The organism is Nonomuraea harbinensis (assembly GCF_019396385.1).
Taxonomy (GTDB): domain Bacteria; phylum Actinomycetota; class Actinomycetes; order Streptosporangiales; family Streptosporangiaceae; genus Nonomuraea; species Nonomuraea ferruginea.
On the sequence record NZ_JAHKRN010000001.1, the window covers coordinates 239,694 to 261,141 of the forward strand.

The window sequence follows — 21,448 nt, forward strand, 5'->3', positions numbered from 1 at the left end:
TTTCCGTGTGAGGTCAGCGCGTGCCGTAGTCGATGTTGTCGAGCAGGTCGGTGTTGACCAGGTCGTTCTGCGAGGCGCCCAGGCTGGAGCTCCGCGTCGCGTCCAGGTGGGCGGTGGCCAGCTTGACGGCGCGGGCCCCGTCGCCGGCCTCGATCGCGTCGACGATCTTCTCGTGGTCGCGCAGCGCCGCCCTGAGCGACTTGCGCGCCATGGGGGAGTCGGTGTCGTCGCCCGCCGGGACGTCACCCCACACCGTGGACTCGTGGGCGGTCCAGATGAGCTCCAGCGAACCGATGATGACGATCATCGTCTCGTTGCCGCACGTCTCGACGATCTTCTCGTGGAAGCGCCGGGCCAGCAGCGGGAACTGCTCCGCGTCGTCGAACGCCGCCTGCTGCTCCGCGATGACCTTGCGGAGCTCGGGCACGGTGGTCTCGGCCCGGTCGGGGCGGGCGGCGCAGAGCGCGACACAGGTCGGCTCCAGGCTCAGCAGCGCCCCGCTCACGTCGGACATCGTGGTGCGGCGGGTCTGCAGCACCATGCTGATCGTGCGGGCGATGCGCTGCGGAGTGGGCAGGTGGACGACGGCGCCGCCGACGTTGCCGCGGCGCACCGACACCAGCCCTTCGGTCTCCAGGATGCGCATCGCCTCGCGCACGGCCGGCAGGCTGACCCGGAACTCCGTGAAGAGATGCTCCTGCCTGGGCAGGCTGTCTCCTTCGGTGAGCCGGCCCGAGAGGATGTCGTCGCGCAGCTTCGCGGCGACGATCTCGGCGAGACGCGGCTGTCGTAGCTGTCGCACGCGTGCCTCTTCTCTCCTATGGTTTCCGGGAGCGGGCGAGGCGCCGGACAGGCGCTCGCGACACCCTGTCAATCTTACAATCTTTATGACTACAGCATAACTTCCTTGGGCGGGGCGCTTGTCCGCAACTGGCGGCGCAGCACCTTGCCCACGTCGTTGCGCGGCATGGCGTCGACGGCGACGAAGGATACCGGCACCTTGTAGGGCGCCAGGTGCTCCCGGCACCACGCGGTCAGCCGCCCTTCGTCCACCTCGCCGTCGACCGGCACGATCCACGCGCAGGGCACCTCGCCGAGCCGGCGGTCGGGCACGCCCGCGACGGCCGCGTCGCGCACCGAGGGGTGGCGCCGCAGCACCTCCTCCACCTCGTCGGGGAAGACCTTGAGGCCGCCCCGGTTGATCATGTCGCTGACCCTGCCCTCGATCCACAGGAACCCGTCGGCGTCGAGCCGGCCGACGTCGCCGGTGCGCAGGAACCCGTCGAGCATCCGGTCGGCGTCTTCGTCGCCCGCGACCGCGTACCCGCGCATGCGGTAGGGGGAGCGGACGTGGATGTGGCCCGGCTCGCCCGCCGGCAGGTCCTGGTCGTGCTCGTCGAGTATCCGGACGTCCACGTCGTCGTAGGGGCGGCCGACCGCGCCGAGCTTCTCCGTGCCGTAGGTGCGGATGTCCTCGATCGTCCAGCCGACGACCTCGCCGCCGAGCTCGGTCTGCCCGTACGAGTTGAGCACGAGCACGCCGTACCGGTCGTGGAAGCGCTGGGCGACGGCGGGGGAGAGCGGCGCGGTGATGGAGCGCACGATCTGCAGCGGCTCCAGGGTGTCGACCTCGTCCGCCTCGCTGAGCATGGTGATCATGGCGGGCGCGAGCACCGTCGAGGTCAGCTCGTGCTCGCGCACCGCCCTGGCGAACTCCTCCGGCGTGAACCGGTCGAGCAGCACCACGCCGAACCCGGCGCGGAACGAGAAGAGCGTGTTGAAGATCCCCGCCCACAGCGCCAGGGACAGGGGGATCAGGTTGGCCCGCAGCTCCGCCCGGGGCTCGCGCGGCCCCGAGCTCCGCCTGCGCAGCTTGCGCAGGCTCGCGTCCAGCGCGTCCAGCGTGCCGTCGTGGCGCAGCAGGACCGCCTTGGGCTTGCCGGTCGTCCCCGACGTGCGCAGCACCAGGGCGATGTCGTCGTCGTACGTGGTCGCGTCCGCCGGCACGGGCCTGCGGGTGCGGGCGCTCCAGGTGGTCTCGTCGAGCTCCACGACGCCGATGCCGGCGTCCCGCCCCTCAAGGTCCCCGGTGGTGCCCAGGAGCAGGCACACGGGGGTGTCGTCGATGAGCGCCGCCACCTCGTGGCCCGTCATGCGGTGGTTGACCGGCATGTAGACGGCCCCGGCCCGCCAGGCCGCGAACATCGCCACCACGCCGGAGGCGCCGGACCCGACCAGTGCCCCGACCGGATGACCCGGCCGGACCCCGGCCCTCGTCAGCTCGCCGGCCACCCGGGACACGGCGGCGCGCAGCTCTGCCAGGGTCAGGGTGCTGCTGGTCGAATGCACGACGGTGGCCTCGTCGAGCGCGGGCAGCTCGTCGAGGAGCTCCGTCAGCGATCGCCCGGCCGGCCCGGTGGCCTGCCCGTCCCCCCGTGGAACGCTCGTGCTCATCCGCGTCCTCTCCATGAAACGCAATCATTACAAAGATAGTAACATCTACACGTAGGAGTGACGGGATCAAAGAGTGCATCTTTATAATGCTTGCATGTATAGCGAGTATCCCGCCGTGGAAGGCCTGGTCACAGGGCTTTCCGAAGGCGTGCTCTCCCTGCGCCTGGCCGACCCGCGCCGGCGCAACGCGCTCAACGACCGCTCCCTGCGCGCCGTCATCGACGCCCTGGAGCTGGCCCAGAACGACGAACGGGTACGCGCCGTACTCCTGTCGGGCGAGGGCGGCGACTTCTGCAGCGGCTTCGACATCGTGGCGCGCAACGCGGGCTCCGGCGGCCGGCCCAGGCCGGGCGCGATCCAGCGGCGGCTGCCGTCGCAGGCCCACCGGCTGATCCCCCAGCTGTGCGAGCTGCAGGTGCCGGTGGTGTGCGCCGTCACGGGGTACGCGGTCGGGATCGGGTTCCAGCTCGCCCTGGCCTCGGACTTCGTGGTCGCCGACACCACGGCGACCTTCTGGCAGCCGTTCATCACCCGGGGCATGACGCCGGACAGCGGCGCCACCTGGCTGACCGCCCGCGCGGTCGGCCCGCTGCGCGCCCGCCGCCTGCTCATGCTCGGCGAACGCCTCGACGCCGAGACCGCGAGCGCGTGGGGCGTCGTGCACGAGGTCGTCGAGCCGGGCCGGGCGGACGAGGCGGCGGGCGCGCTCGCCGCCCGGCTGGCGGCCGGGCCGACGGTGGCGCTGGGCCTCACCAAGGCCCTGATCAACCAGGCCGCCGACGCCGCGCTCGGCGAGCAGCTGCCGGCCGAGGCGTTCGCGCTGGAGGTCTCCTCCCGCGCCCAGGACTTCCGCGAGGGCCTGAGCGCCTTCGTGGAGAAGCGCGAGCCGAAGTTCACCGGGAAATAGGAGGCCTTGATGGACACGGAGCGGACCGTTCCGCGCATGCTGATGGCCGGGGTCGAACGGTTCGGCGACCGGCCGGCGGTCATCGACGGCGAGACCGAGCTGACGTACCGGGAGCTGCTGGCCGCGGCGCTGGAGGTGACGCGCGGCGCCATCGCGCTCGGCGTCCGGCCGGGCGACCGGGTGGGCATCTGGGCGCCCAACACCCACCGCTGGATCGTCGCCTCGCTGGGCCTGCACTGCGCCGGCGCCACCGTGGTCCCGCTCAACACCCGCTACCGCGGCCGCGAGGCCCGGGAGATCCTGGGCCGGGTCCGGGCGAAGGCGGTCTTCCTGGACAACGGTTTCCTCGGCTACGACTACGCGGCGGCGCTGCGGGAGCGTGACGAGGACGAGCCCGCGCTCGGCGAGCTCGCCGTGGTCGACATGCTCGACGGCGGGAGCTGGGGCGACTTCCTGGCGGGCGGCGCGGCGGTGAGCCCGGAGACCGCGAGGGAGACGGCGCTGGCCGTGGACCCCGCCGACCTGAGCGAGGTCATCTTCACCTCCGGCACCACCGGCCGGGCCAAGGGCGTGACCATCCCGCACGGCACCTGCCTGGACCTGTACGCGGCGTACGGCCGGATCTGGGGGCTGCGGCCCGGCGACCGCTACCTGGTGTCGCTGCCGTTCTTCCACACCGGCGGCAACAAGGCGGGCATCATCACGAGCCTGATGAACGGGCTGACGATCGTGCCGCTCCCCGTGTTCGACCCGGTGGAGGTCATGCGGATCATCGAGTCCGCCCGGATCTCGGTGATGAACGGGCCGCCCACCATCTACTACTCGCTGCTGGAGAGCCCCGGCCGGGAGTCCTTCGACCTCGGTTCGCTGCGCGTGGCCGCCACCGGTGCGGCCGTCGTGCCGGTGGCGCTGGTCGAGCGGGCCCGCTCCGAGCTGCCGTTCGAGCACTTCATCACCGCGTACGGGATGAGCGAGTGCTTCGGCACCGCGACGATGTGCCGCGCGGGCGACTCCGCCGACGTGATCGCCCGCACCAACGGGCGCGCGCTGCCGGGCGTCGAGCTGCGGGTCGTGGACGCCGAGGGCCGCGACCTGCCGCCGGGCGAGCCGGGCGAGGTGCTGATCCGCGGCGCCAACGTCACCCCCGGCTACTGGGAGGATCCCGCCGCCACGGCGGAGGCGATCGACGCGGCGGGCTGGCTGCACTCGGGCGACGTCGGCACGCTCGACGCCGACGGCAACCTCAAGATCACCGACCGGATCAAGGACCTCTTCTTCGTCGGCGGGTTCAACGTCTCGCCCGCCGAGGTCGAGCAGGCGCTCGCGCGCCACCCGGCGGTCTCCGAGGTGGCGGTGGTCGGCGTGCCGGACGCCCGGCTCGGCGAGGTGGCCAGGGCGTACGTGGTGCGCCGGCGCGACGCCGAGGCCACCGGCGAGGAGATCATCTCCTGGGCGCGGGAGCGGCTGGCCAACTTCAAGGTCCCCCGTACGGTCGAGTTCGTCGAGGAGCTGCCCCGCAACGCCAGCGGCAAGGTGCTGAGGCGCGACCTGCGCGCGGCGCTCTGACCTTTTCACCGTCGCCCCATTGCCAAGGAGAGGCCCTTGTGCCAGCCTTCTCTTACTAGGATTCAATCATAGATAAGATTGGATTGATTCAATGAAGGGCCACCGGGCGAGGTGGGCGGTTCTGGCGGCCGCCCTGCTCGCGCTCCCGGCATGCGGCGCCGCCGCAGAGGAAGCCGGGACAACGGGCGCGGACGACGCCCCGTACGTGATCATGGTGAGCGCCGGCAGCGATGCCGGGCCCGTCACCGACCAGCTCATCACCGGCGTGAACTCGGTCAAGGCCGGCGTCGCGACGGTCAACGAGTCCGGTGGCGTCAACGGGCGGCAGATCAAGCTCATCGAGTCGCCGGACAACGCCAACCCCACCAAGGCGGTGTCCGGCCTGCGCGCGCAGCTCGCCAAGGAGAAGCCCGACGCCTACATCGTGACGGCCGGCACCCAGGTCAGCTCGGCGGTGGCGCCGATCCTGAACCAGAACAAGATCCTGTTCATGAACTCGGCCAACATCGACGACACGGCCGACCCGAAGCAGCACCCGCTGGCCTTCAACCTGGCCGCCTCCCCCCGCGTGGTGGTCGAGGACTACCTGCCGGTGTTCGAGTCCAACGGCTACAAGAAGATCGGCATCCTGCACGGCAACTCCCCGTACGCCAAGAACTTCGGCGAACTGTCCGAGACCGTGTTCAAGGAGAACGGCTACGAGGTCGTGGGCAAGGTCGAGTACGACTCCGCCGCGCTCGACATGACCGCCCAGATCTCCGCGCTCCGCGACGCCGACCCCGACGTGGTCGTCTTCAACGCCTACGGCGCCCCCACCGGGTACGTGCTCAAGGGCATCACCAAGCTGGGCTGGGACGTCCCGCTGCTCGGTGAGACGTCGGTCGCCTCGACCCCGCTGGTCACCCAGGAGCCCCCCGAGGGCCTGCTGGGCTCGGCCGAGGTGAAGAACCTCAAGATCGAGGTGAACGCGGCCACGGTCTACGACCCGGCGGCGGAGGCCACGAACAAGGCCGTCGCGAAGATGAAGGAGCTCGGCGGCATCAAGGGCGCGATGGTCAATGTCCTCGGCTACGACGGCGTCCTGCTCATCGCCGCCGGGGCCAAGGACGCCGGCAGCACCGACGCCGCGGCCATCGCCAAGTCGCTGGAGAAGCCGGAGGTCAACGGCAACGCGGGCACCGCGGTCTACGCGGGCTACCCGTACTCGGCGGAGTCGCACGAGCCGAAGCTGGCGCGCGGCACCCACACGTTCGTGGACCCCGCCCCGATCGTCAACGGCCAGATGGGCGCGTCCAAGTGACGCTCGTCTACGCGGGGCTGTCGCTGGGAGCCGTGTACGCGCTCGTGGCCATCGGTTACAACATCGTCTACGTGGCCTCGCGGTCGTTTAACTTCGCGCAGGCCCAGCTGATGATGATCGGCGCCTTCGTCGCCTACGCCGGCCACGTCACGTTCGGGCTCCCGGCGCCGGCCGTCATCCTCCTGACGATGGCCGTGGTCATGCTCATCGCCGCCGTCCTGGAGCGCGTCGCCGTCCGGCCCGTCGCGGACCACCAGACCCAGCTGATCACCACGCTCGGGTTCGGCACGGTCCTGACGGGCCTGGCCCAGCTCATCTGGGGCACCCAGCCGCTGGAGGTGCCGTTCATCGGCTCCAAGGAGGCGATCACGCTCGCCGGCGGCCGGGTGTACACCTTCGAGCTCGGCCTGATCGCCATGGCCGTGCTGCTCGTGGTGGGCATCCACCTCTACACCCGCAGGCGGCTCAACGGCCTCGCCGTGGTGGCCATGTCGCAGGACGCCGAGGCGGCCGTGCTGCGCGGGGTCAACGTGCGCACGCTGGCCTTCGCCGCGTTCGCCGTCACCGGGCTGCTCGCCGGGCTGATGGGCTTCTTCATCGGCCCCAAGACGTTCGCCGTCGCGACGCTCGGCTCGGCGCTGGCCCTGAAGGGCTTCGTGGCGCTGGCGATCGGCGGCTTCGGCAGCTTCTACGGCGGGCTGGCCGGCGGCTTCACCGTCGGGCTGGTGGAGGAGCACGCGGCCCGCTACCTCGGCTCGGAGTTCAGCAACCTGAGCGTCTTCGCGATCCTCCTGCTGGTGCTGATGATCCGGCCCACGGGTCTGTTCGGCAAGGTCCAGGAACGGGTGGTTTGACATCCTCCCCTGCGAAGGCAGGGGATTCCAACGCGTCTCACACGGAGAGGAGGACAGGTTGAGGTTCGCGGTGCTCCGGCCCGGCAACCCGTGGCCCTTCCCGCGCGGACACGGCATGCCCTGCCGCGTATGCGATGTTCCTGGCCGCGTTCACATCGGCGTTGCCGGCGTATCCGCAGGACCGGCACCGGTAACGCGCTTGGCTCTCACGCGCTATCCGGTCCACGATCCCGCACGCCGAGCACCGCTGACTCGTGTACACGGGATTGACCCTCACCACCCGCCCGGGCGCCTTGTCCTCCAGGCGTCGGACGAGACCGCCCCATCCGGCGGCGAGAATGCCCCGGTTCAGCCCCGCCTTGGCACGCACCTTCCGGCCCGGCGCCTCGACGGTGCCACGTGCCGACCGGGTCATGGCGCGGATCTGCAGGTCTTCGACGGCGATCACGTCGAACCGCTGGGCGAGGTCAGTACTGATCTTCTCCACCCAGTCCTTGCGCCGGTCGCTCTCGCGTGCCTTCAGCCGGGCGATGGCGGCCTTGACCTTGGCGCGCCGGTTCGATCCGCGCGTGGCCCTGGCGAGCTTGCGCAACAGCCGCCGCAGTCGCGCCTTCTCCGTGTCGTGCAGCCCGGGGGCGTGCAGCATCTCGCCGGTGGACAGGGCCGCCGAGACCGCGACGCCACGGTCGACACCGACCACCTCTCCCAGGCCCGGCGCGGGGACGGGTTCGGGGATCGCGGCGAACGCGATATGCCAGCGCCCGGCTCGGTCGCGGGTGACGCGGTACGACCTCACCCCCTCGGGGACGGCGCGGGACCAGCGGAACCGCACCCAGCCCACCTTCGGGACCCTCACCTCGCCCACGTGCCGCGACAGGCGGCGCACGTCACCCGCCTTGGCGGCGACGATCCGGAACCCCTCACCCCGCCCCTGCTTGCGCCACGCCGGACGACGGTGGCTGCCGCCGAAGAAGGTGCTCATGGCCTGCGCGAAGTCCTTGAGCGCCTGCTGCTGGACGATGATCGACCCCGCCCGCAACCACGCGGACTCCGCCCGCGCCTCGGTCAACTGACGGCGCTGCTCGGCGAACCCTGGCGCGGACTTACGGCCCGGCTTCCAGCAGGCGTGCTGCTCAACCGCGAGATTCCACACATACCGGGCGTGCCCGCAGTGCTCCAGCAGCGCCTGCTCCTGGGCGGGCGAAGGCTGGAGCCGGTAGCGGGACACGCCGATCAAACTACCGATCAGCACCGACAGAATTCCGGGAGACAGAAGTGTCCGACCGTTCCGCGTTTCCTCCCCGCCCTGCGGGATGGGGCGTCCACGCTGTGAGTGCGTGGTGACGAGATGAAGGCGTGGGCAGCCCTCCGGGCGGTGCCGTCGTGGGTGTACCCGGCGCTGCTGGGCGCTCTGCTGCTGGCGCTGCCGTTCCTGGGCGCGGACTACGGGCTCACCCGGCAGGTGGAGCTGACGCTCATCATGGCGCTCATCGTCAGCGGCCTGAACCTGTCGCTCGGGTACGCGGGCCAGCTCGCCATCGGTCAGGTGGCCATGTACGCGGCCGGCGCCTACACGGCGGCGATCATCTCCAAGGCCGGGACCACCGACCTGCTGGTCCACCTGCTCGTGGCGGGGCTGGCGGCGCTGGTCGTCGGCATCCTCACCGGCATCCCCGGGCTCCGGCTGGGCTCCTGGTCGCTGGCCATGACCTCGTTCTTCCTGGTGCTGCTGGTGCCCGACGTGGTGACGATCCTGGAGGAGCACACCGGCGGCGCGCACGGCCTCTCCGGCATCCCGCCCGCGACGCTGTTCGGCTACCAGCTCGGGCCCGAGCAGTTCTACTTCTGCGTGGTCGCGGTCACGATCCTGTGGTTCGCGGCGTTCCGCAACATCGTGGCCTCCCGGCACGGGATCGCCTTCCAGGTGCTCAAGCAGAGCCCGGTGCTGGCGTCGTCGGTCGGCATGTCCGTCTTCCGCACCAAGCTGGCCGGGTACGCGATCGGCGCCGTCCCGGCCGGGCTCGCGGGCGCGCTCTTCGCCAACCTGGACCTGTTCGTCTCGCTGGACGCCTTCAGCTTCCACGTCGCGACCGGCGCGCTGGCCGCCTCCATCCTGGGCGGCTCGGTCAGCGTGTACGGGGCGCTGCTCGGCGCGGGAGTCGTGGAGTACGGCAACTCCCAGTCGAGCAGCTTCCAGGAGTACTCGCTGGTCTTCTTCGGCCTGTTCCTCCTGATCGGCGGCGTGCTGATGAGCGGCGGCGTGGCCGGCGCGGCACGCAAGCTGGCCGCCCGCCTCGACCGGGCCGCCGGCGTGCTGCCCGGTGCGAAGAGCGGCACGGAGACGGAGATCGCGCCCATCACCGGCGGCACGATGGAGGTCACCGGCGTGGCCAAGGCCTTCGGCGGCAACCAGGCGCTCACGAACGCGGCGCTGCGTGCCGAACCCGGCCGGGTCACGGCCCTGATCGGCCCTAACGGCTCCGGCAAGACCACGCTGCTCAACCTCGTCTGCGGCTACTACCGCAGGGACGCGGGCACGATCACGCTGGACGGCAAGGAGATCGGCACGGCGGCGACGCACGCCATCGCCAGGCTGGGCGTGGCGCGGACGTTCCAGACCCCGCTGATCCCGCCCGGCATCACCGTCAGGGACGTCGTGGCCTCCGGCCGCTACACCGCCGAGCCCGCCTCGTTCGGCGGCGCGATCCTGCGCACCCGCCGCTTCCGCCGGGTCCAGCGGCGCGACCGTGAGCGGGCCGGCCAGGCCCTCGCGCTCGTCGGGCTGGACCACCTGGCCGACACCGAGGCGGCCACGCTGCCGCTCGGCATGCGCAGGCTGCTGGAGGTCGCGCGGGCGCTGGTCGCCGAGCCCAAGGTGCTGCTGCTCGACGAGGTGGCCTCCGGGCTGGACGAGGCCGAGGTGGAGACCCTGGCCGCGCTCATCCGCCGGATCCGCGACGCGGGCTGCACGGTCATCCTGGTCGAGCACAACTTCGGCCTGGTGCTGTCGCTGGCCGACGAGATCGTGGTGCTGGCCCGCGGCTCCGTGCTCGCCTCCGGCACCCCGGCCGAGATCGAGGCCGACCCGCGGGTGCGCGACGAGTACCTCGGCGTGACCGACGACTCGGTCACCACCGGCAAGGAGGGACACGCATGAGCGACGCCCTGCTGACCGTAGCCAACCTCGCCACCGGCTACGGCGACCTGCGCGCGGTCTGGGACGTCTCGTTCGAGGCCAGGCCCGGCCAGGTCACCGCGCTGCTCGGCCGCAACGGCTCGGGCAAGACCACCACGCTGCGCGCCGTCGCCGGGCTCAACCCGGTGCTCGGCGGCGAGCTGGTCTACGACGGCCGCCCGCTGGCCTCCGTTCCGGCGCACGCCCGGGTCAAGCTCGGGATCAGCTACGTCCAGGAGGGCAAGCGGGTCTTCCGGGAGCAGTCCGTACAGGAGAACCTGCTCCTCGGCGGCTACAGCCTCGGCCTGCGCCGCAGGGCGCTGGAAGGCGAGCTGGACCGGATCCACGAGCTGTTCCCGATCCTGCGCGAGAAGCGCGACTCCCCGGCGGGCGCGCTGTCCGGCGGCCAGCAGCAGATGGTGGCGATCGGGCAGGCCCTGATGGCCAGGCCGCGCCTGCTCATGCTCGACGAGCCGTCCGGCGGCCTGGCGCCGTCGGTGGTGGCCGAGGTGATGGCCAGGGTGTCGGAGTTGAAGGCGTCGGGGCTGGCGATCGTGCTGGTGGAGCAGGCGGTCGAGGCCGCGGTCGAGGTCGCCGACCACGTGACGGTGATCGACGTCGGCAAGGTCGTGGTCAGCTCCCCGGTGGCCGAGATCGACGACCTGGAGCGGATCAAGGACGCCTGCATGGGCAGGTGACGTGAGAAAGGAAGACGACACATGGACAGCGGGGACTTCGCCGCCGTTCTGAGCACCGTACGGGAGTTCGTACGCGAGGTCGTGGTGCCCGCGGAGGACGTGATCGAGGAGACCGACGAGATCCCTGAGCGGATCCGCGGCGCCGCCGCCGGGATGGGCCTGTTCGGCTACACCGTCCCCGAGGAGTACGGCGGGCTCGGCTGCGACGCCGAGCAGGACGCCCGCCTGGCCATGGAGCTGGGTTACACCACCCCGTCGTTCCGCTCGATGTTCGGCACCAACAACGGCATCGCCGGGCAGGTGCTGGTCAACTTCGGCACCGAGCGGCAGAAGGCGGAGTTCCTGCCGCGGATGGCGGCGGGGGAGTGCGTGGCCTCGTTCGCGCTGACGGAGCCGGAGGCCGGGTCCGACCCGAGCGGCCTGCGCACCCGCGCCGTGCGCGACGGCGACGACTACGTCATCGACGGCCACAAGCGCTTCATCACCAACGCCGACCGGTCGGACGTCCTCATGGTGTTCGCCCGTACCGGGGAGGCCGGCCCGAAGGGCATCTCGGTCTTCGCCGTGGACACGCGCACGCCGGGCGTGACCGTGGGCCCCAGGGACAAGAAGATGGGGCAGCGCGGCTCCCACACGAGCGAGATCCACTTCGACGGTGTCCGGGTGCCCGCCTCGCGGCTGATCGGCGAGGTGGAGAACGAAGGGTTCGCCGCCGCCATGCGCTCGCTGGCCAAGGGCCGGTTGCACATCGCGGCCTGCTGCGTCGGCCTGGCGCAGCGGCTGGTCGACGAGAGCGTGCGGTACGCCGCGTCGGCGAAGCAGGGCGGCACCGTGATCGGCACCTTCCAGCAGGTGCAGGCGATGATCGCGGACTCGCAGACCGAACTGATGGCCGGCCGCGCGCTCGTGCTCTCCGCCGCCCGCGCCTACGACGACGGCACCGACCGGCGGATCGGGCCGTCCAGCGCGAAGCTGTTCTGCAGCGAGATGGCCGGCCGGGTCGCCGACCGCGCGGTGCAGATCCACGGCGGCAGCGGCTACATGCACGGAGTGCCGGTCGAGCGCCTCTACCGCGACGCCCGGCTCTACCGCATCTACGAAGGGACCAGCGAGGTGCAGAAGTTGATCATCGCCAGGAATCTGATGCGTGAGGTGGCCACCCGATGACCGGCTCCCGTGACGCCGTGATCTGCGAGCCGGTGCGGACCCCGATCGGCCGCTACGGCGGCTCGCTCAAGGCGCTCCCCGCTCCCGATTTGGGCGCCCAGGCGCTGCGCGGGCTGCTCGCCCGCACCGGGCTCCAGCCCGAGGCGATCGACGACGTCGTGCTCGGCCACTGCTACCCGACGAGCGAGGCCCCGGCCATCGGCCGCGTCGTCGCGCTGGACGCGGGGCTGCCCGTCACCGTGCCGGGGCTCACCGTCGACCGGCGCTGCGGCTCCGGTTTGCAGGCGATCCTGTACGCGGCCAGGGAGGTCATGACCGGAAACGCCGACGTGGTCGTCGCCGGCGGCGTCGAGAGCATGAGCAACGCCGCCCACTTCTCCTTCGACCTCCGGTGGGGCGCCCGGCAGGGCGGGGTCCAGCTGCACGACAGCCTGGAACGCGGCCGGGTCACCGCGGGCGGCCGCCACCACCCGGTGCCCGGCGGGATGCTGGAGACGGCGGAGAACCTGCGCCGCGAGTACGCGATCCCCCGCGAGGAGCAGGACGAGCTCGCGCTGCTGTCGCACCGGCGGGCCGTCGAGGCGCAGCGCGACGGCAGGAGCGCCGAGGAGATCATCCCGGTCACGGTCCCCGTCAAGGGCGGCGAGACGACCGTGGACCGCGACGAGCACCCGCGCGCCGACACCACCCTGGAGTCGCTGGCCCGGCTGCGCCCCATCCGCGCCGCCGCCGACCCCGAGTCGACGGTCACCGCGGGCAACGCCAGCGGCCAGAACGACGCCGCCGCGCTCTGCGTCGTCACCACCCTCGACCGGGCCGCGGCGCTCGGCCTGCGCCCGCTGGTGCGGCTGGTGTCGTCGGGGGTCGGCGCGGTCGAGCCGCACCGGATGGGCGTCGGGCCGGTCCCGGCCACCCGCGTCGCGCTGGACCGGGCCGGGCTGCGGCTGGCCGACATGGACCTCATCGAGCTCAACGAGGCGTTCGCGGCCCAGGCCCTCGCGGTCATGCGCGAGTGGCGGTTCGGCGAGAAGGACCTGGAGCGTACGAACCCGCGCGGCTCCGGCATCTCCCTCGGCCACCCGGTCGGCGCCACCGGCACCCGCATGGTCGGCGCCCTCGCCCGCGAACTGCACCGCCGCGAGCAACGCTATGGCCTCGCCACCCTCTGCATCGGCGGCGGCCAGGGCATCGCCGCCGTCTTCGAGCGGATCACCTGAACGGGGCGGAGGAGCGTCCATGTGGCGGCTGGTGATCACCAGATTGTGCGTGGCCGTGCCGATGATCGTCATGGTCTCCACGGCCACCTTCTTCCTCGGCGCGCTGTCGCCGATCGACCCCGCCGAGTTCGTGCTCGGCCCCGACCCCACCCAGGAGCAGGTCGACCGGGTGCGCCAGGAGATGGGCCTGGACCGTCCCGTGCTCGCCCAGTTCCAGGAGTGGGCTGCCGGGGCGGTCCGGGGCGACCTGGGCAGTTCCGTGTTCACCGGCGAGCCGGTCTCGGCCACGCTGATCAGGGCGCTGCCGGTCACGCTGAGCCTCACCCTCGGCGGCCTGGTGCTGTCGGTCCTGCTCGGCCTGCCGGCGGGCATCTGGGCGGGGTTGCGCGCCGGGCGGCTGGGCGACCGGGTGACGACCGGTCTGGTGACGGTCGGCCAGGCGGTGCCGAACTTCTGGCTGGCGCTCCTCCTCATCCTCGCCTTCGCCGTACATTTCAGGATTTTCCCGGCTGTCGGGTACGTGCCGATCTCCGAAGGCGTCGGGCCGTGGCTGCACAGCATCACGCTGCCGTCCATCGCGCTCGGCACCGCGGCCGGGGCGGTGCTGGCCCGGCAGACCCGCTCGGCGATCATCGGGGTCCTTCAGCAGGAGTACATCCGCACCGCCCTGGCCCAGGGGCTCCCCAGGTGGCGGGTGGTCGGCAAGTTCGGGCTGCGCAACGCGGCTGTGCCGATCGTGACCGTCATCGCCTTCGAGGTGGCGAGCCTGTTCGGCGGGTCCATCGTGGTCGAGCGGATGTTCTCGATGCGCGGCTTCGGCTCGGTCACCATCGACGCGGTGCTGCGCCGCGACCCCGACGTCATCCAGGGCGTCATCGTCATCGCCGCGGCCGTCATGATCGTGATCCAGCTCGTGCTGGACCTCTCGTACGCGTGGCTCAACCCGAAGGTGCGGCCGTCATGACCGCCGGGACCCGCCTGCGCAGGCTGCTGGCGCAGAAGGCCACCCCGGTGGCGGGCCTGTTCCTGGCCGCGGTCGTGCTCACGGCCCTCCTCGCGCCGCTGCTCGCCCCGTACCCGCCTGACACCGGCGACCTGCTGCGGCCCTCGGAGCTGCCGTCCGCCGGGCACTGGCTGGGCACCGACTCGCTCGGCCGCGACGTGCTCAGCCGGCTCATGTACGGGGCGCGGGCCGCCCTGCTGGCCGCCCTCGTCGCCGTCGTCATCGCGGTGCTGATCGGGCTGCCGCTCGGACTGGTCCTCGGCTACCTCGGCGGCTGGCCCGACCGGATCGCGATGCGGGTCGCCGAGGCCGTCAACGCCATGCCGTTCCTGCTGGTCGCCATCACGCTCATCGCGATCCTGGGCCCTGGCCTGATCAAGTCGATGGCGGCCGTCGGCGTCATCTACGCCGTCATGGTGCTGCGGCTGGTGCGGGGGGAGGTCCTCGCCGCCCGCGAGGAGCTGTACGTGACCGGCGCGCTCGTGGTCGGCAACCGCACCGGCAGGCTGCTGTGGCGGCACGTGCTGCCCAACGTCGCGCCGTCCCTGATCGTGCAGATCACCGCGATGTTCGCCACCGGCATCATCGTCGAGGCGACGCTGTCGTACCTCGGGCTGGGCACCCAGCCGCCGGACGCGAGCTGGGGCAACATGCTCGCCGACGCGCAGGCGTCCGCGTACGACCACCCCTTCCTCGCGCTGCCCGCCGGATTCGCGATCATGCTGACGGTGCTCGCGTTCAACCTGTTCGGCGACGGGGTCCGCGACCTGTTCGCGCGCGAGGCGACCGGCAGCGTGCTGCACGCCGCCCCGGCCCGCCGCGTCACGCAGGTGACGGAACGCGCCGGCGGGCCGGAGCCCGCGGGCGAGGAGCCGCTGCTGCGGGTGCGCGACCTGAGCGTCTCCTTCCCCACGGGACCGGGCGAACGGGCCGACGTCGTGTCCGGCGTGTCGTTCGACCTCGGCAGGCGGCGGATGCTCGGGCTGGTCGGCGAGTCCGGCAGCGGCAAGAGCGTCACCGCTATGGCCCTGCTCGGCCTGGTCCCCGACCCCGGCAGGGTGACCGCGGCGACGATCACGTTCGACGGCCGGGAGCTGGCCGGCGCGTCTGGGCGCGAGCTGCGCCGGATCCGCGGACGCGAGGTCGGCGTCGTCTTCCAGGACCCGCTCAAGGCGCTCAACCCCGCCTTCACCATCGGCACCCAGCTCACCGAGCCGCTGCGGGTGCTCGGCGGCATGTCCGCGCGCGAGGCCAGGGCCCGCGCCGTCGAGCTGCTCGACCTGGTGCGGATCCACCGCGCGGCCGAGCGGCTCGGCCACTACCCGCACCAGTTCTCCGGCGGGATGGCGCAGCGGGTGATGATCGCGATGGCGCTGTCGATGACGCCCAAGCTGCTCATCGCCGACGAGCCCACCACCGCGCTGGACGTCACCGTGCAGGGCGAGGTGCTGGACCTGCTGCGCGACCTGCAGGCGGAGATCGGCATGTCGGTGCTGGTCATCACGCACGACCAGGGAGTCGTCGCCGACCTGGCCGACGACCTCATGGTCATGTACGCGGGCGAGCTGGTCGAGACCGGCAGCGTCAGGCGGGTGTTCGAGCGGCCCCGGCACCCGTACACGGCCGGGCTGCTCGCGTCCATGCCGCGCAACCGGCCCCGCGCCGGCCGGCTGCCCGCCATCCCCGGCACCGTGCCGCACCCCGGCGAGGCGGGACCCGGCTGCCGGTTCGCCGCCCGCTGCCCGTTCGTCATCGACCGCTGCCGGGAGGCCCCGGTAGAGCTCACCGCGCTCGGCGACGGCGCGGCCCGCTGCCTGCGCGTCGCCGAGCAGCTCACCTTCGACGGCACGGAGGCGTGGACGGCCCGATGAGACCCCTGCTCGAAGTCCGTGACCTGGTGGTCCGCTTCCCGCTGCCCCGGCGCCGGCCGTGGCACCGGCGGACCTTCCACCCGGCGGTCGACGGCGTGTCCTTCACCGTCGCCCCCGGCGAGACGCTCGGCCTGGTCGGCGAGTCCGGGTCGGGCAAGACCACCGTGGGCCGCACCGTGCTCGGCCTCCAGCGGGCTGACTCCGGCACCGTGACGTGCGGCGACGCCGACGTCACCCGGTTCGGCCGCGTGGTGCCGACGGCCTACCGGCGGCGGGTCCAGGCGGTCTTCCAGGACCCGTACGGGTCGCTGAACCCGACGATGGTCGTGGCCGACCTGGTGGGGGAGCCGCTGGGCCTGCACACCGGCCTGACCTGCCGCGAACGCGAGGAACGGGTCGTCGAGCTGCTGGAGCTGGTCGGGCTGAGCGCCCGCCACCTGGGCCGCTACCCCTACCATTTCTCCGGCGGGCAGCAGCAGCGCATCGCCATCGCCCGCGCCCTGGCACTCGAACCCGAGCTGATCATCCTCGACGAGCCCGTCAGCGCCCTCGACGTGTCCATCCAGAGCCAGGTCGTCAACCTGCTGGAGGACGTGCAGGAGCGCACCGGCGTCGCCTACCTGTTCATCGCCCACGACCTGGCCGTGGTCCGCCACATCAGCGACCGGATCGCCGTGATGCACCGGGGCCGGCTGGTGGAGATCGGCGACGCGGACCAGGTCTGCGACGCCCCCGCACACCCGTACGCCCAGCTCCTGCTTGCCTCCGTGCTGGATGCCGACCTCGACGGCCGTGAGGCCAGGCGGGCGCGGCGGCGCGAGCTGGCGGCCTCCTTCCGCACCGCACCCGACCGATGAAGGGCATCCCCCATGCGTGCACGATCTCGCTTACTGACTTTCCTGCTGGCACTCGCCGTCCTCGCCGCCGGATGCGGCGGGCCGGCCGGCTCGGAGCGGAAGGACGGCTCCGTGCTGAGGTTCGGCGTCTTCGGCGGCACCGAGTCGCTGGACCCCTACCTGACGATCCAGACGGTGGCGGCGATGCTCTACCCCGCCTACGACACGCTGACCGTGATGAACGAGAAGTTCGAGGTCGAGCCGTGGCTGGCGACGGAGTGGAGCCGGCCCGACGACAGGACCTGGCGGCTGAAGCTGCGCGACGACGTGACCTTCCATGACGGGTCCGCCTTCGACGCCGAGACGGTCAAGCTGAACTTCGAGCGCGGCAAGACCCTGGAGTCCTCGCCGTACATCGCGCTCTACTCGGCGATGGACGAGGTCAAGGTCGTCGACCCGCACACCGTGGACGTCGTCTTCGGCCGCCCGTACCCGTCGTTCCCGACGGAGATGGCCTCCATCAGCGGCGCCATGGTCAGCCCCAAGGCCATCAAGGAGAAGACCGACCTCACCCGCACGGTCGCGGGCAGCGGCGGCTGGATCTTCGAGGCGTCGACGTACGACCCCAAGGCGCGCATCGCCTACGCCGCGAACCGGGACTACTGGGCCAAGGACCTGGTCAAGGTGGACCGGCTGGAATACAGCATCATCGCCGACGACAGCGCCCGCTTCAACGCCTACCAGGGCGGCCAGCTCGACGTGCTGGGACACCTGCAGCCGGGCCAGATCCAGACCGCCAAGGGCGGCGGCGCCGCGATCCTGGAGACGCCCATCGAGTGCAACGCGATCATCGTCACGGACCGGGTCGGCAAGATGGTCCCGGCGCTCAAGGACGAGCGCGTCCGCCGGGCCATCGGCCTGCTCATCGACCGCCAGGCGATGAACGCGGCCGCCTACTCCGGCGGCGGCAACCCGGAGGTCGGCGGGTTCATGCCGCCCGCCTCGACATGGCACAACACCGCCCTCGACGGCGTGTACAAGACCCCCGACGTGGCGCAGGCCAAGCGACTGCTGGCCGAGGCCGGCCACCCCGACGGCTTCTCGTTCGAGATCGCCACCGTCGACCTGGTCAAGCAGCGCCTCAGCGCCCTGGCCCAGATGCTCGCCGCGGGCGGCATCGAGATGAAGCTGGTCACCGTCCCGCCGAACTCGCTGGCCAAGGGCAACCGCGAGGGCAAGTTCCCGGTCATCACCGTCACCTCCCGGCACGTCGTCCCGGCGAGCTGGTACAGCGCCTACATCTCCAAGGCCGGGCCGTACAACGCCGCCTTCGGCGCCGAGGACATGGCGGACCTGGACGAGCTGGCCGCCAAGGCCGACGCCGCGGGGGACGAGGCCGAGAGCAAGCGCATCTGGGACGAGATCCAGAAGGAGGTCCTCGACCGCGGCTTCATGTTCCCGATGATGTGGACCTCGCAGCGGGCGGCCGTGTCGGCGAAGGTCACCGGCGACGTCGTGCTGCGTCCCGGCGAGTCCACCCCGCGCCCGCACGGCCTCTCGGTGGCGGCATGACGGGCGGCGGGCTGGAGGCGCTGCTGGACCCGCGCTCCGTCGCGGTCCTGGGAGCCTCCGAATCGGCGAGCCGCATCGGCGGGCGGGTGCTCGAACACCTGCGGACCAAGTTCGGCGGCGCGGTCTTCCCCGTGAACCCGCGTCGCGACACCGTCCAGGGCCTGCCCGCCCGCGCCCGCGTCGGCGACGTCGAGGAGGACGTCGACCTGGCCGTCATCGCGGTGGCGAGCCACCTGGTGCCGGAGGCCGCCCGGCAGTGCGCCGAGCGGGGCGTCCGCGCGGCCGTCGTCATCTCGTCCGGCTTCGCTGAGATCGGCACCGAGGCCGGGCGGAAGCTGCAGGACGAGCTGGCCGCCGTCGGCCGCGACAGCGGGATGCGGATCCTCGGCCCGAACTCGATGGGCAGCATCAACCTGACCAACGGCCTGTACGCCACGTTCGCCAGCCTGCGCGGCTTCCCTATCGCCACCGGCGGCGTGGCCGTGGTGAGCCAGAGCGGCGCGTTCGGCATCCGCGTCTTCGAAGGCGCCCAGACCGAGGGCCTGGGCCTGTCCCACATGGTGCTGACCGGCAACGAGGCCGATGTCACCCTCGGCGAGGTGGCCGGCCACCTGGTGGAACGGGACCAGGTGGCGGCGCTGGCGCTGTTCGCCGAGGGGGTGCGCGAGCCGGAGTTGCTGCTCGCCGCCGGACGACGGGCGGCCGAGCTGGGCAAGCCGGTGGTGTTCCTGAAGGCGGGCGTCTCGGCCACCGGCGGGCGGGCCGCGCTCAGCCACACCGGTTCGATGATGGTCGGGGCGCGCGCGTTCCGGGCCGCCGCCGAGTCCGCGGGGATCATGGTGGTGCCCACGCTGCGCGAACTGCTCGCCCTGGTCAAGGCCCTCGCGTCCGGCCGGCTCCCGGCCGGTCGGCGCACCTGTGTGCTCACCGGGAGCGGCGGCGCGGGCATCCTCATGGCCGATCACCTGGAAGCCGCCGGGCTGGAGCTGCCGCCGCCGAGCCCGGAGCTGCGGGCCGAGGTGGAGTCGCTGATCCCCAGCTTCGGCTCGGCCGGCAACCCGATCGACTTCACCGGCCAGGCGCTCAACGACCCGGGATCGGTGCCGCCGCTGCTGGCCCGGGTGAGCGCGGCGGACGAGTACGACATCGTCTGCATGACGGGCGTCAACCGCACCCACCCGCCGGAGGTGCTGTCGGCGATCGTCGAGGCGTGCCGGGCCTCGGACAAGCCGTTCCTCACCTGGACGCCGCAGGCCGACGTGGCGCTGACGATGACCCGCGCGGGCGCGCCCGGTTTCCTGGACGCGGAGGCGATGGCCGCCGCCGCGGCCGTCCTCACCCGCTACGCCGCCCTCCGCGAGTCGGCCCTGGCACGGGCGGACGGGCCGGGGGCCGCGGCGGGCGCACGGCTCGTGCCGGCCGGGGCGGGGACGCTCACCGAGAGCGCGGCCAAGCAGGTGCTGGGCGCGTACGGCATCCCGGTAACCGAAGAGGGCGTCGCGGCCTCGGCGGACGAGGCCGCGGCCCTGGCGGGCCGCATCGGCTTCCCGGTCGCGCTCAAGCTGTCCTCGTCCGCTCTCGCGCACAAGTCCGACGCCGGCGCCGTCCGCCTCGGCCTGCCGGACGAGGCCGCCGTGCGCGCCGCCTTCCGCGAGCTGGCGGAGCTGGCACGCGGCCTGCTCCCCGGCGAACGGGTCGAGGTGCTGGTGCAGGAGATGGTGCCCGCCGGAATCGAGATCCTCTGCGGCATGGCCAAGGACCCGCTGTTCGGCCCCGTCATCACGGTGGGCGCCGGCGGCACCCTGGCCGAGATTCTCGCCGAGCGCCACGACGCGCTGCCCCCGGTCACCCTGGCGCGGGCCAGGGACCTGGTGGGCGGCCTTTGGGGCGGGCGGCTGGTCCGCCACCCGCGCGGCCTCACCCCGGCCGCCGCCGAGGAACTGGCCGCGGTGGTCGAGCGCTTCGGTCGCCTCGCCGCCGCCGAGACGGCGATCAGCGAGATCGACGTCAACCCGCTCATCGTGACCGGGGACCGGGTGGTCGCCGTCGACGCGCTGATCGTCTCCGTGGAGGCCACGTGACAGAGCTGGTCCTGTACGACGTCGAGGACCGGGTCGCCGTCCTCACACTGAACCGGCCCGACCGGCTCAACGCGCTCGTCCCGCCCATGACGAACCGGCTGCTGGACCTGCTGGAGCGGGCCGACCGGGACGAGGACGTGCGGGCCGTGGTGCTCACCGGCGCGGGCCGGGGGTTCTGCGGCGGCGCCGACTTCGAGCGGATGCGCACCGTCGAGGCCGCGAGCGTCATGGATACGCACCGCGAGCGGCGCAGGGACGTGGCGATGCGCCTCACCAAGCCGCTGGTCGCCGCGGTCAACGGCGCGGTCGGCGGGGCGGGGCTGGCCTACGCGCTGATGGCCGACGTCCGCTTCGCCGCAGCCGGGGCCAAGTGGACGACCGCGTTCGCGCGGTACGGGCTCGTCGCCGAGCTGGGCGTGTCCTGGCTGCTCCCCCGGCTCGTGGGGGTCGGCAGGGCCAAGGACCTGCTGTTCTCCGCCCGGGTCTTCACCAGCGAGGAGGCGTACGCGTACGGGCTGGCCGAGTTCCTCCACCCGGCGGACAGGGTGCTGCCCGAGGCGGTGCGTTACGCCCGTGAGCTGGCCGCCGTCTCGCCGCACTCGATCGCCCAGATGCGCGAGCAGATCCACGCCGACCTGGAACGCGGCTGGGAGGACGCCTACTGGGACGCGGCCGGGCGCACCGCGCGCAGCGTGGCCCGCGACGCCTACCGGGACTCCCTGCCCGGCGGCTGAGCCACGGGGGCGG

The 21,448-nt window shown here is 72.3% G+C and carries 17 protein-coding genes; 14 read left to right on the forward strand and 3 right to left on the reverse strand.

All coding sequences use genetic code 11. The annotated features are described in order from the left end of the window. Nucleotides 1–13: 13 nt before the first annotated feature. The gene (locus KME79_RS01130) at nucleotides 14–802 is read right to left on the reverse strand and encodes a FadR/GntR family transcriptional regulator (RefSeq protein ID WP_148035408.1); all 789 of its coding nucleotides are present in this window, start codon (nucleotides 800–802) and stop codon (nucleotides 14–16) included. Between the two features lie 89 nt (nucleotides 803–891). Further along, nucleotides 892–2,454, reverse strand: coding sequence for a class I adenylate-forming enzyme family protein (locus KME79_RS01135; RefSeq protein WP_219542915.1), 1,563 nt, complete (start codon nucleotides 2,452–2,454; stop codon nucleotides 892–894). A 94-nt stretch (nucleotides 2,455–2,548) separates the two neighbouring features. Here KME79_RS01135 and KME79_RS01140 point away from each other — a divergent pair, with 94 nt between their 5' ends. From KME79_RS01140 to KME79_RS01155, 4 genes are all read left to right on the forward strand, one after another. Then, nucleotides 2,549–3,361: an enoyl-CoA hydratase-related protein gene (locus tag KME79_RS01140; RefSeq protein WP_219542916.1), complete on the forward strand. Its 813-nt coding sequence runs from the start codon at nucleotides 2,549–2,551 to the stop codon at nucleotides 3,359–3,361. A 9-nt stretch (nucleotides 3,362–3,370) separates the two neighbouring features. Next, complete coding sequence (locus KME79_RS01145; RefSeq protein ID WP_219542917.1) at nucleotides 3,371–4,927, forward strand: FadD3 family acyl-CoA ligase; 1,557 nt, start codon at nucleotides 3,371–3,373, stop codon at nucleotides 4,925–4,927. 91 nt (nucleotides 4,928–5,018) lie between these two features. Further along, complete coding sequence (locus KME79_RS01150) at nucleotides 5,019–6,227, forward strand: ABC transporter substrate-binding protein (protein ID WP_219542918.1); 1,209 nt, start codon at nucleotides 5,019–5,021, stop codon at nucleotides 6,225–6,227. After that, a complete protein-coding gene (locus KME79_RS01155) occupies nucleotides 6,224–7,081 on the forward strand; it encodes a branched-chain amino acid ABC transporter permease (protein ID WP_148035403.1) in 858 nt (285 codons plus the stop codon). Before KME79_RS01150 ends, KME79_RS01155 begins: the two co-directional genes overlap by 4 nt. A 37-nt stretch (nucleotides 7,082–7,118) precedes the next feature. Here KME79_RS01155 and KME79_RS01160 read toward each other — a convergent pair whose 3' ends face one another. Next, a complete protein-coding gene (locus KME79_RS01160; protein ID WP_219542919.1) occupies nucleotides 7,119–8,333 on the reverse strand; it encodes an RNA-guided endonuclease InsQ/TnpB family protein in 1,215 nt (404 codons plus the stop codon). Nucleotides 8,334–8,429: 96 nt separating this feature from the next. On the opposite strand from KME79_RS01160, the gene KME79_RS01165 reads away from it, so the two are divergent. Genes KME79_RS01165 through KME79_RS01210 form a run of 10 tightly spaced genes read left to right on the forward strand, consistent with a single transcriptional unit; the run spans nucleotide 8,430 to nucleotide 21,435 of the window. Then, complete coding sequence (locus tag KME79_RS01165) at nucleotides 8,430–10,238, forward strand: branched-chain amino acid ABC transporter ATP-binding protein/permease (RefSeq protein WP_219542920.1); 1,809 nt, start codon at nucleotides 8,430–8,432, stop codon at nucleotides 10,236–10,238. Next, complete coding sequence (locus tag KME79_RS01170) at nucleotides 10,235–10,954, forward strand: ABC transporter ATP-binding protein (RefSeq protein WP_219542921.1); 720 nt, start codon at nucleotides 10,235–10,237, stop codon at nucleotides 10,952–10,954. Before KME79_RS01165 ends, KME79_RS01170 begins: the two co-directional genes overlap by 4 nt. Nucleotides 10,955–10,975: 21 nt before the next feature. Beyond that, nucleotides 10,976–12,121 carry an acyl-CoA dehydrogenase family protein gene (locus tag KME79_RS01175; RefSeq protein WP_148035400.1) on the forward strand — a complete coding sequence of 382 codons (1,146 nt, stop codon included), beginning with the start codon at nucleotides 10,976–10,978 and terminating at the stop codon, nucleotides 12,119–12,121. After that, nucleotides 12,118–13,338, forward strand: coding sequence for an acetyl-CoA C-acetyltransferase (locus tag KME79_RS01180; protein ID WP_219542922.1), 1,221 nt, complete (start codon nucleotides 12,118–12,120; stop codon nucleotides 13,336–13,338). The genes KME79_RS01175 and KME79_RS01180 overlap by 4 nt, the downstream gene beginning before the upstream one ends. Before the next feature lie 19 nt (nucleotides 13,339–13,357). Further along, the gene (locus tag KME79_RS01185; protein ID WP_219542923.1) at nucleotides 13,358–14,302 is read left to right on the forward strand and encodes an ABC transporter permease; all 945 of its coding nucleotides are present in this window, start codon (nucleotides 13,358–13,360) and stop codon (nucleotides 14,300–14,302) included. Further along, nucleotides 14,299–16,212, forward strand: coding sequence for a dipeptide/oligopeptide/nickel ABC transporter permease/ATP-binding protein (locus KME79_RS44440; RefSeq protein ID WP_246639054.1), 1,914 nt, complete (start codon nucleotides 14,299–14,301; stop codon nucleotides 16,210–16,212). Before KME79_RS01185 ends, KME79_RS44440 begins: the two co-directional genes overlap by 4 nt. Continuing rightward, nucleotides 16,209–17,069 carry an ATP-binding cassette domain-containing protein gene (locus KME79_RS01195; protein ID WP_219542924.1) on the forward strand — a complete coding sequence of 287 codons (861 nt, stop codon included), beginning with the start codon at nucleotides 16,209–16,211 and terminating at the stop codon, nucleotides 17,067–17,069. Before KME79_RS44440 ends, KME79_RS01195 begins: the two co-directional genes overlap by 4 nt. A 12-nt stretch (nucleotides 17,070–17,081) precedes the next feature. Continuing rightward, nucleotides 17,082–18,620, forward strand: coding sequence for an ABC transporter substrate-binding protein (locus tag KME79_RS01200; RefSeq protein ID WP_219542925.1), 1,539 nt, complete (start codon nucleotides 17,082–17,084; stop codon nucleotides 18,618–18,620). Beyond that, complete coding sequence (locus KME79_RS01205; protein ID WP_219542926.1) at nucleotides 18,617–20,701, forward strand: acetate--CoA ligase family protein; 2,085 nt, start codon at nucleotides 18,617–18,619, stop codon at nucleotides 20,699–20,701. Before KME79_RS01200 ends, KME79_RS01205 begins: the two co-directional genes overlap by 4 nt. Continuing rightward, a complete protein-coding gene (locus KME79_RS01210; protein WP_219542927.1) occupies nucleotides 20,698–21,435 on the forward strand; it encodes an enoyl-CoA hydratase-related protein in 738 nt (245 codons plus the stop codon). Before KME79_RS01205 ends, KME79_RS01210 begins: the two co-directional genes overlap by 4 nt. Nucleotides 21,436–21,448 lie beyond the last annotated feature (13 nt).

What these genes read in the sequence shown, in the direction of transcription:
- KME79_RS01165 (WP_219542920.1), top strand. Translation starts at nt 8,430, where the DNA reads ATGAAGGCGTGGGCAGCCCTCCGGGCGGTGCCGTCGTGGGTGTACCCG.
- KME79_RS01170 (WP_219542921.1), top strand. Translation starts at nt 10,235, where the DNA reads ATGAGCGACGCCCTGCTGACCGTAGCCAACCTCGCCACCGGCTACGGC.
- KME79_RS01175 (WP_148035400.1), top strand. Translation starts at nt 10,976, where the DNA reads ATGGACAGCGGGGACTTCGCCGCCGTTCTGAGCACCGTACGGGAGTTC.
- KME79_RS01205 (WP_219542926.1), top strand. Translation starts at nt 18,617, where the DNA reads ATGACGGGCGGCGGGCTGGAGGCGCTGCTGGACCCGCGCTCCGTCGCG.
- KME79_RS44440 (WP_246639054.1), top strand. Translation starts at nt 14,299, where the DNA reads ATGACCGCCGGGACCCGCCTGCGCAGGCTGCTGGCGCAGAAGGCCACC.
- KME79_RS01135 (WP_219542915.1), bottom strand. Translation starts at nt 2,454, where the DNA reads ATGAGCACGAGCGTTCCACGGGGGGACGGGCAGGCCACCGGGCCGGCC.
- KME79_RS01150 (WP_219542918.1), top strand. Translation starts at nt 5,019, where the DNA reads ATGAAGGGCCACCGGGCGAGGTGGGCGGTTCTGGCGGCCGCCCTGCTC.
- KME79_RS01145 (WP_219542917.1), top strand. Translation starts at nt 3,371, where the DNA reads ATGGACACGGAGCGGACCGTTCCGCGCATGCTGATGGCCGGGGTCGAA.
- KME79_RS01140 (WP_219542916.1), top strand. Translation starts at nt 2,549, where the DNA reads ATGTATAGCGAGTATCCCGCCGTGGAAGGCCTGGTCACAGGGCTTTCC.
- KME79_RS01200 (WP_219542925.1), top strand. Translation starts at nt 17,082, where the DNA reads ATGCGTGCACGATCTCGCTTACTGACTTTCCTGCTGGCACTCGCCGTC.
- KME79_RS01180 (WP_219542922.1), top strand. Translation starts at nt 12,118, where the DNA reads ATGACCGGCTCCCGTGACGCCGTGATCTGCGAGCCGGTGCGGACCCCG.
- KME79_RS01185 (WP_219542923.1), top strand. Translation starts at nt 13,358, where the DNA reads ATGTGGCGGCTGGTGATCACCAGATTGTGCGTGGCCGTGCCGATGATC.
- KME79_RS01195 (WP_219542924.1), top strand. Translation starts at nt 16,209, where the DNA reads ATGAGACCCCTGCTCGAAGTCCGTGACCTGGTGGTCCGCTTCCCGCTG.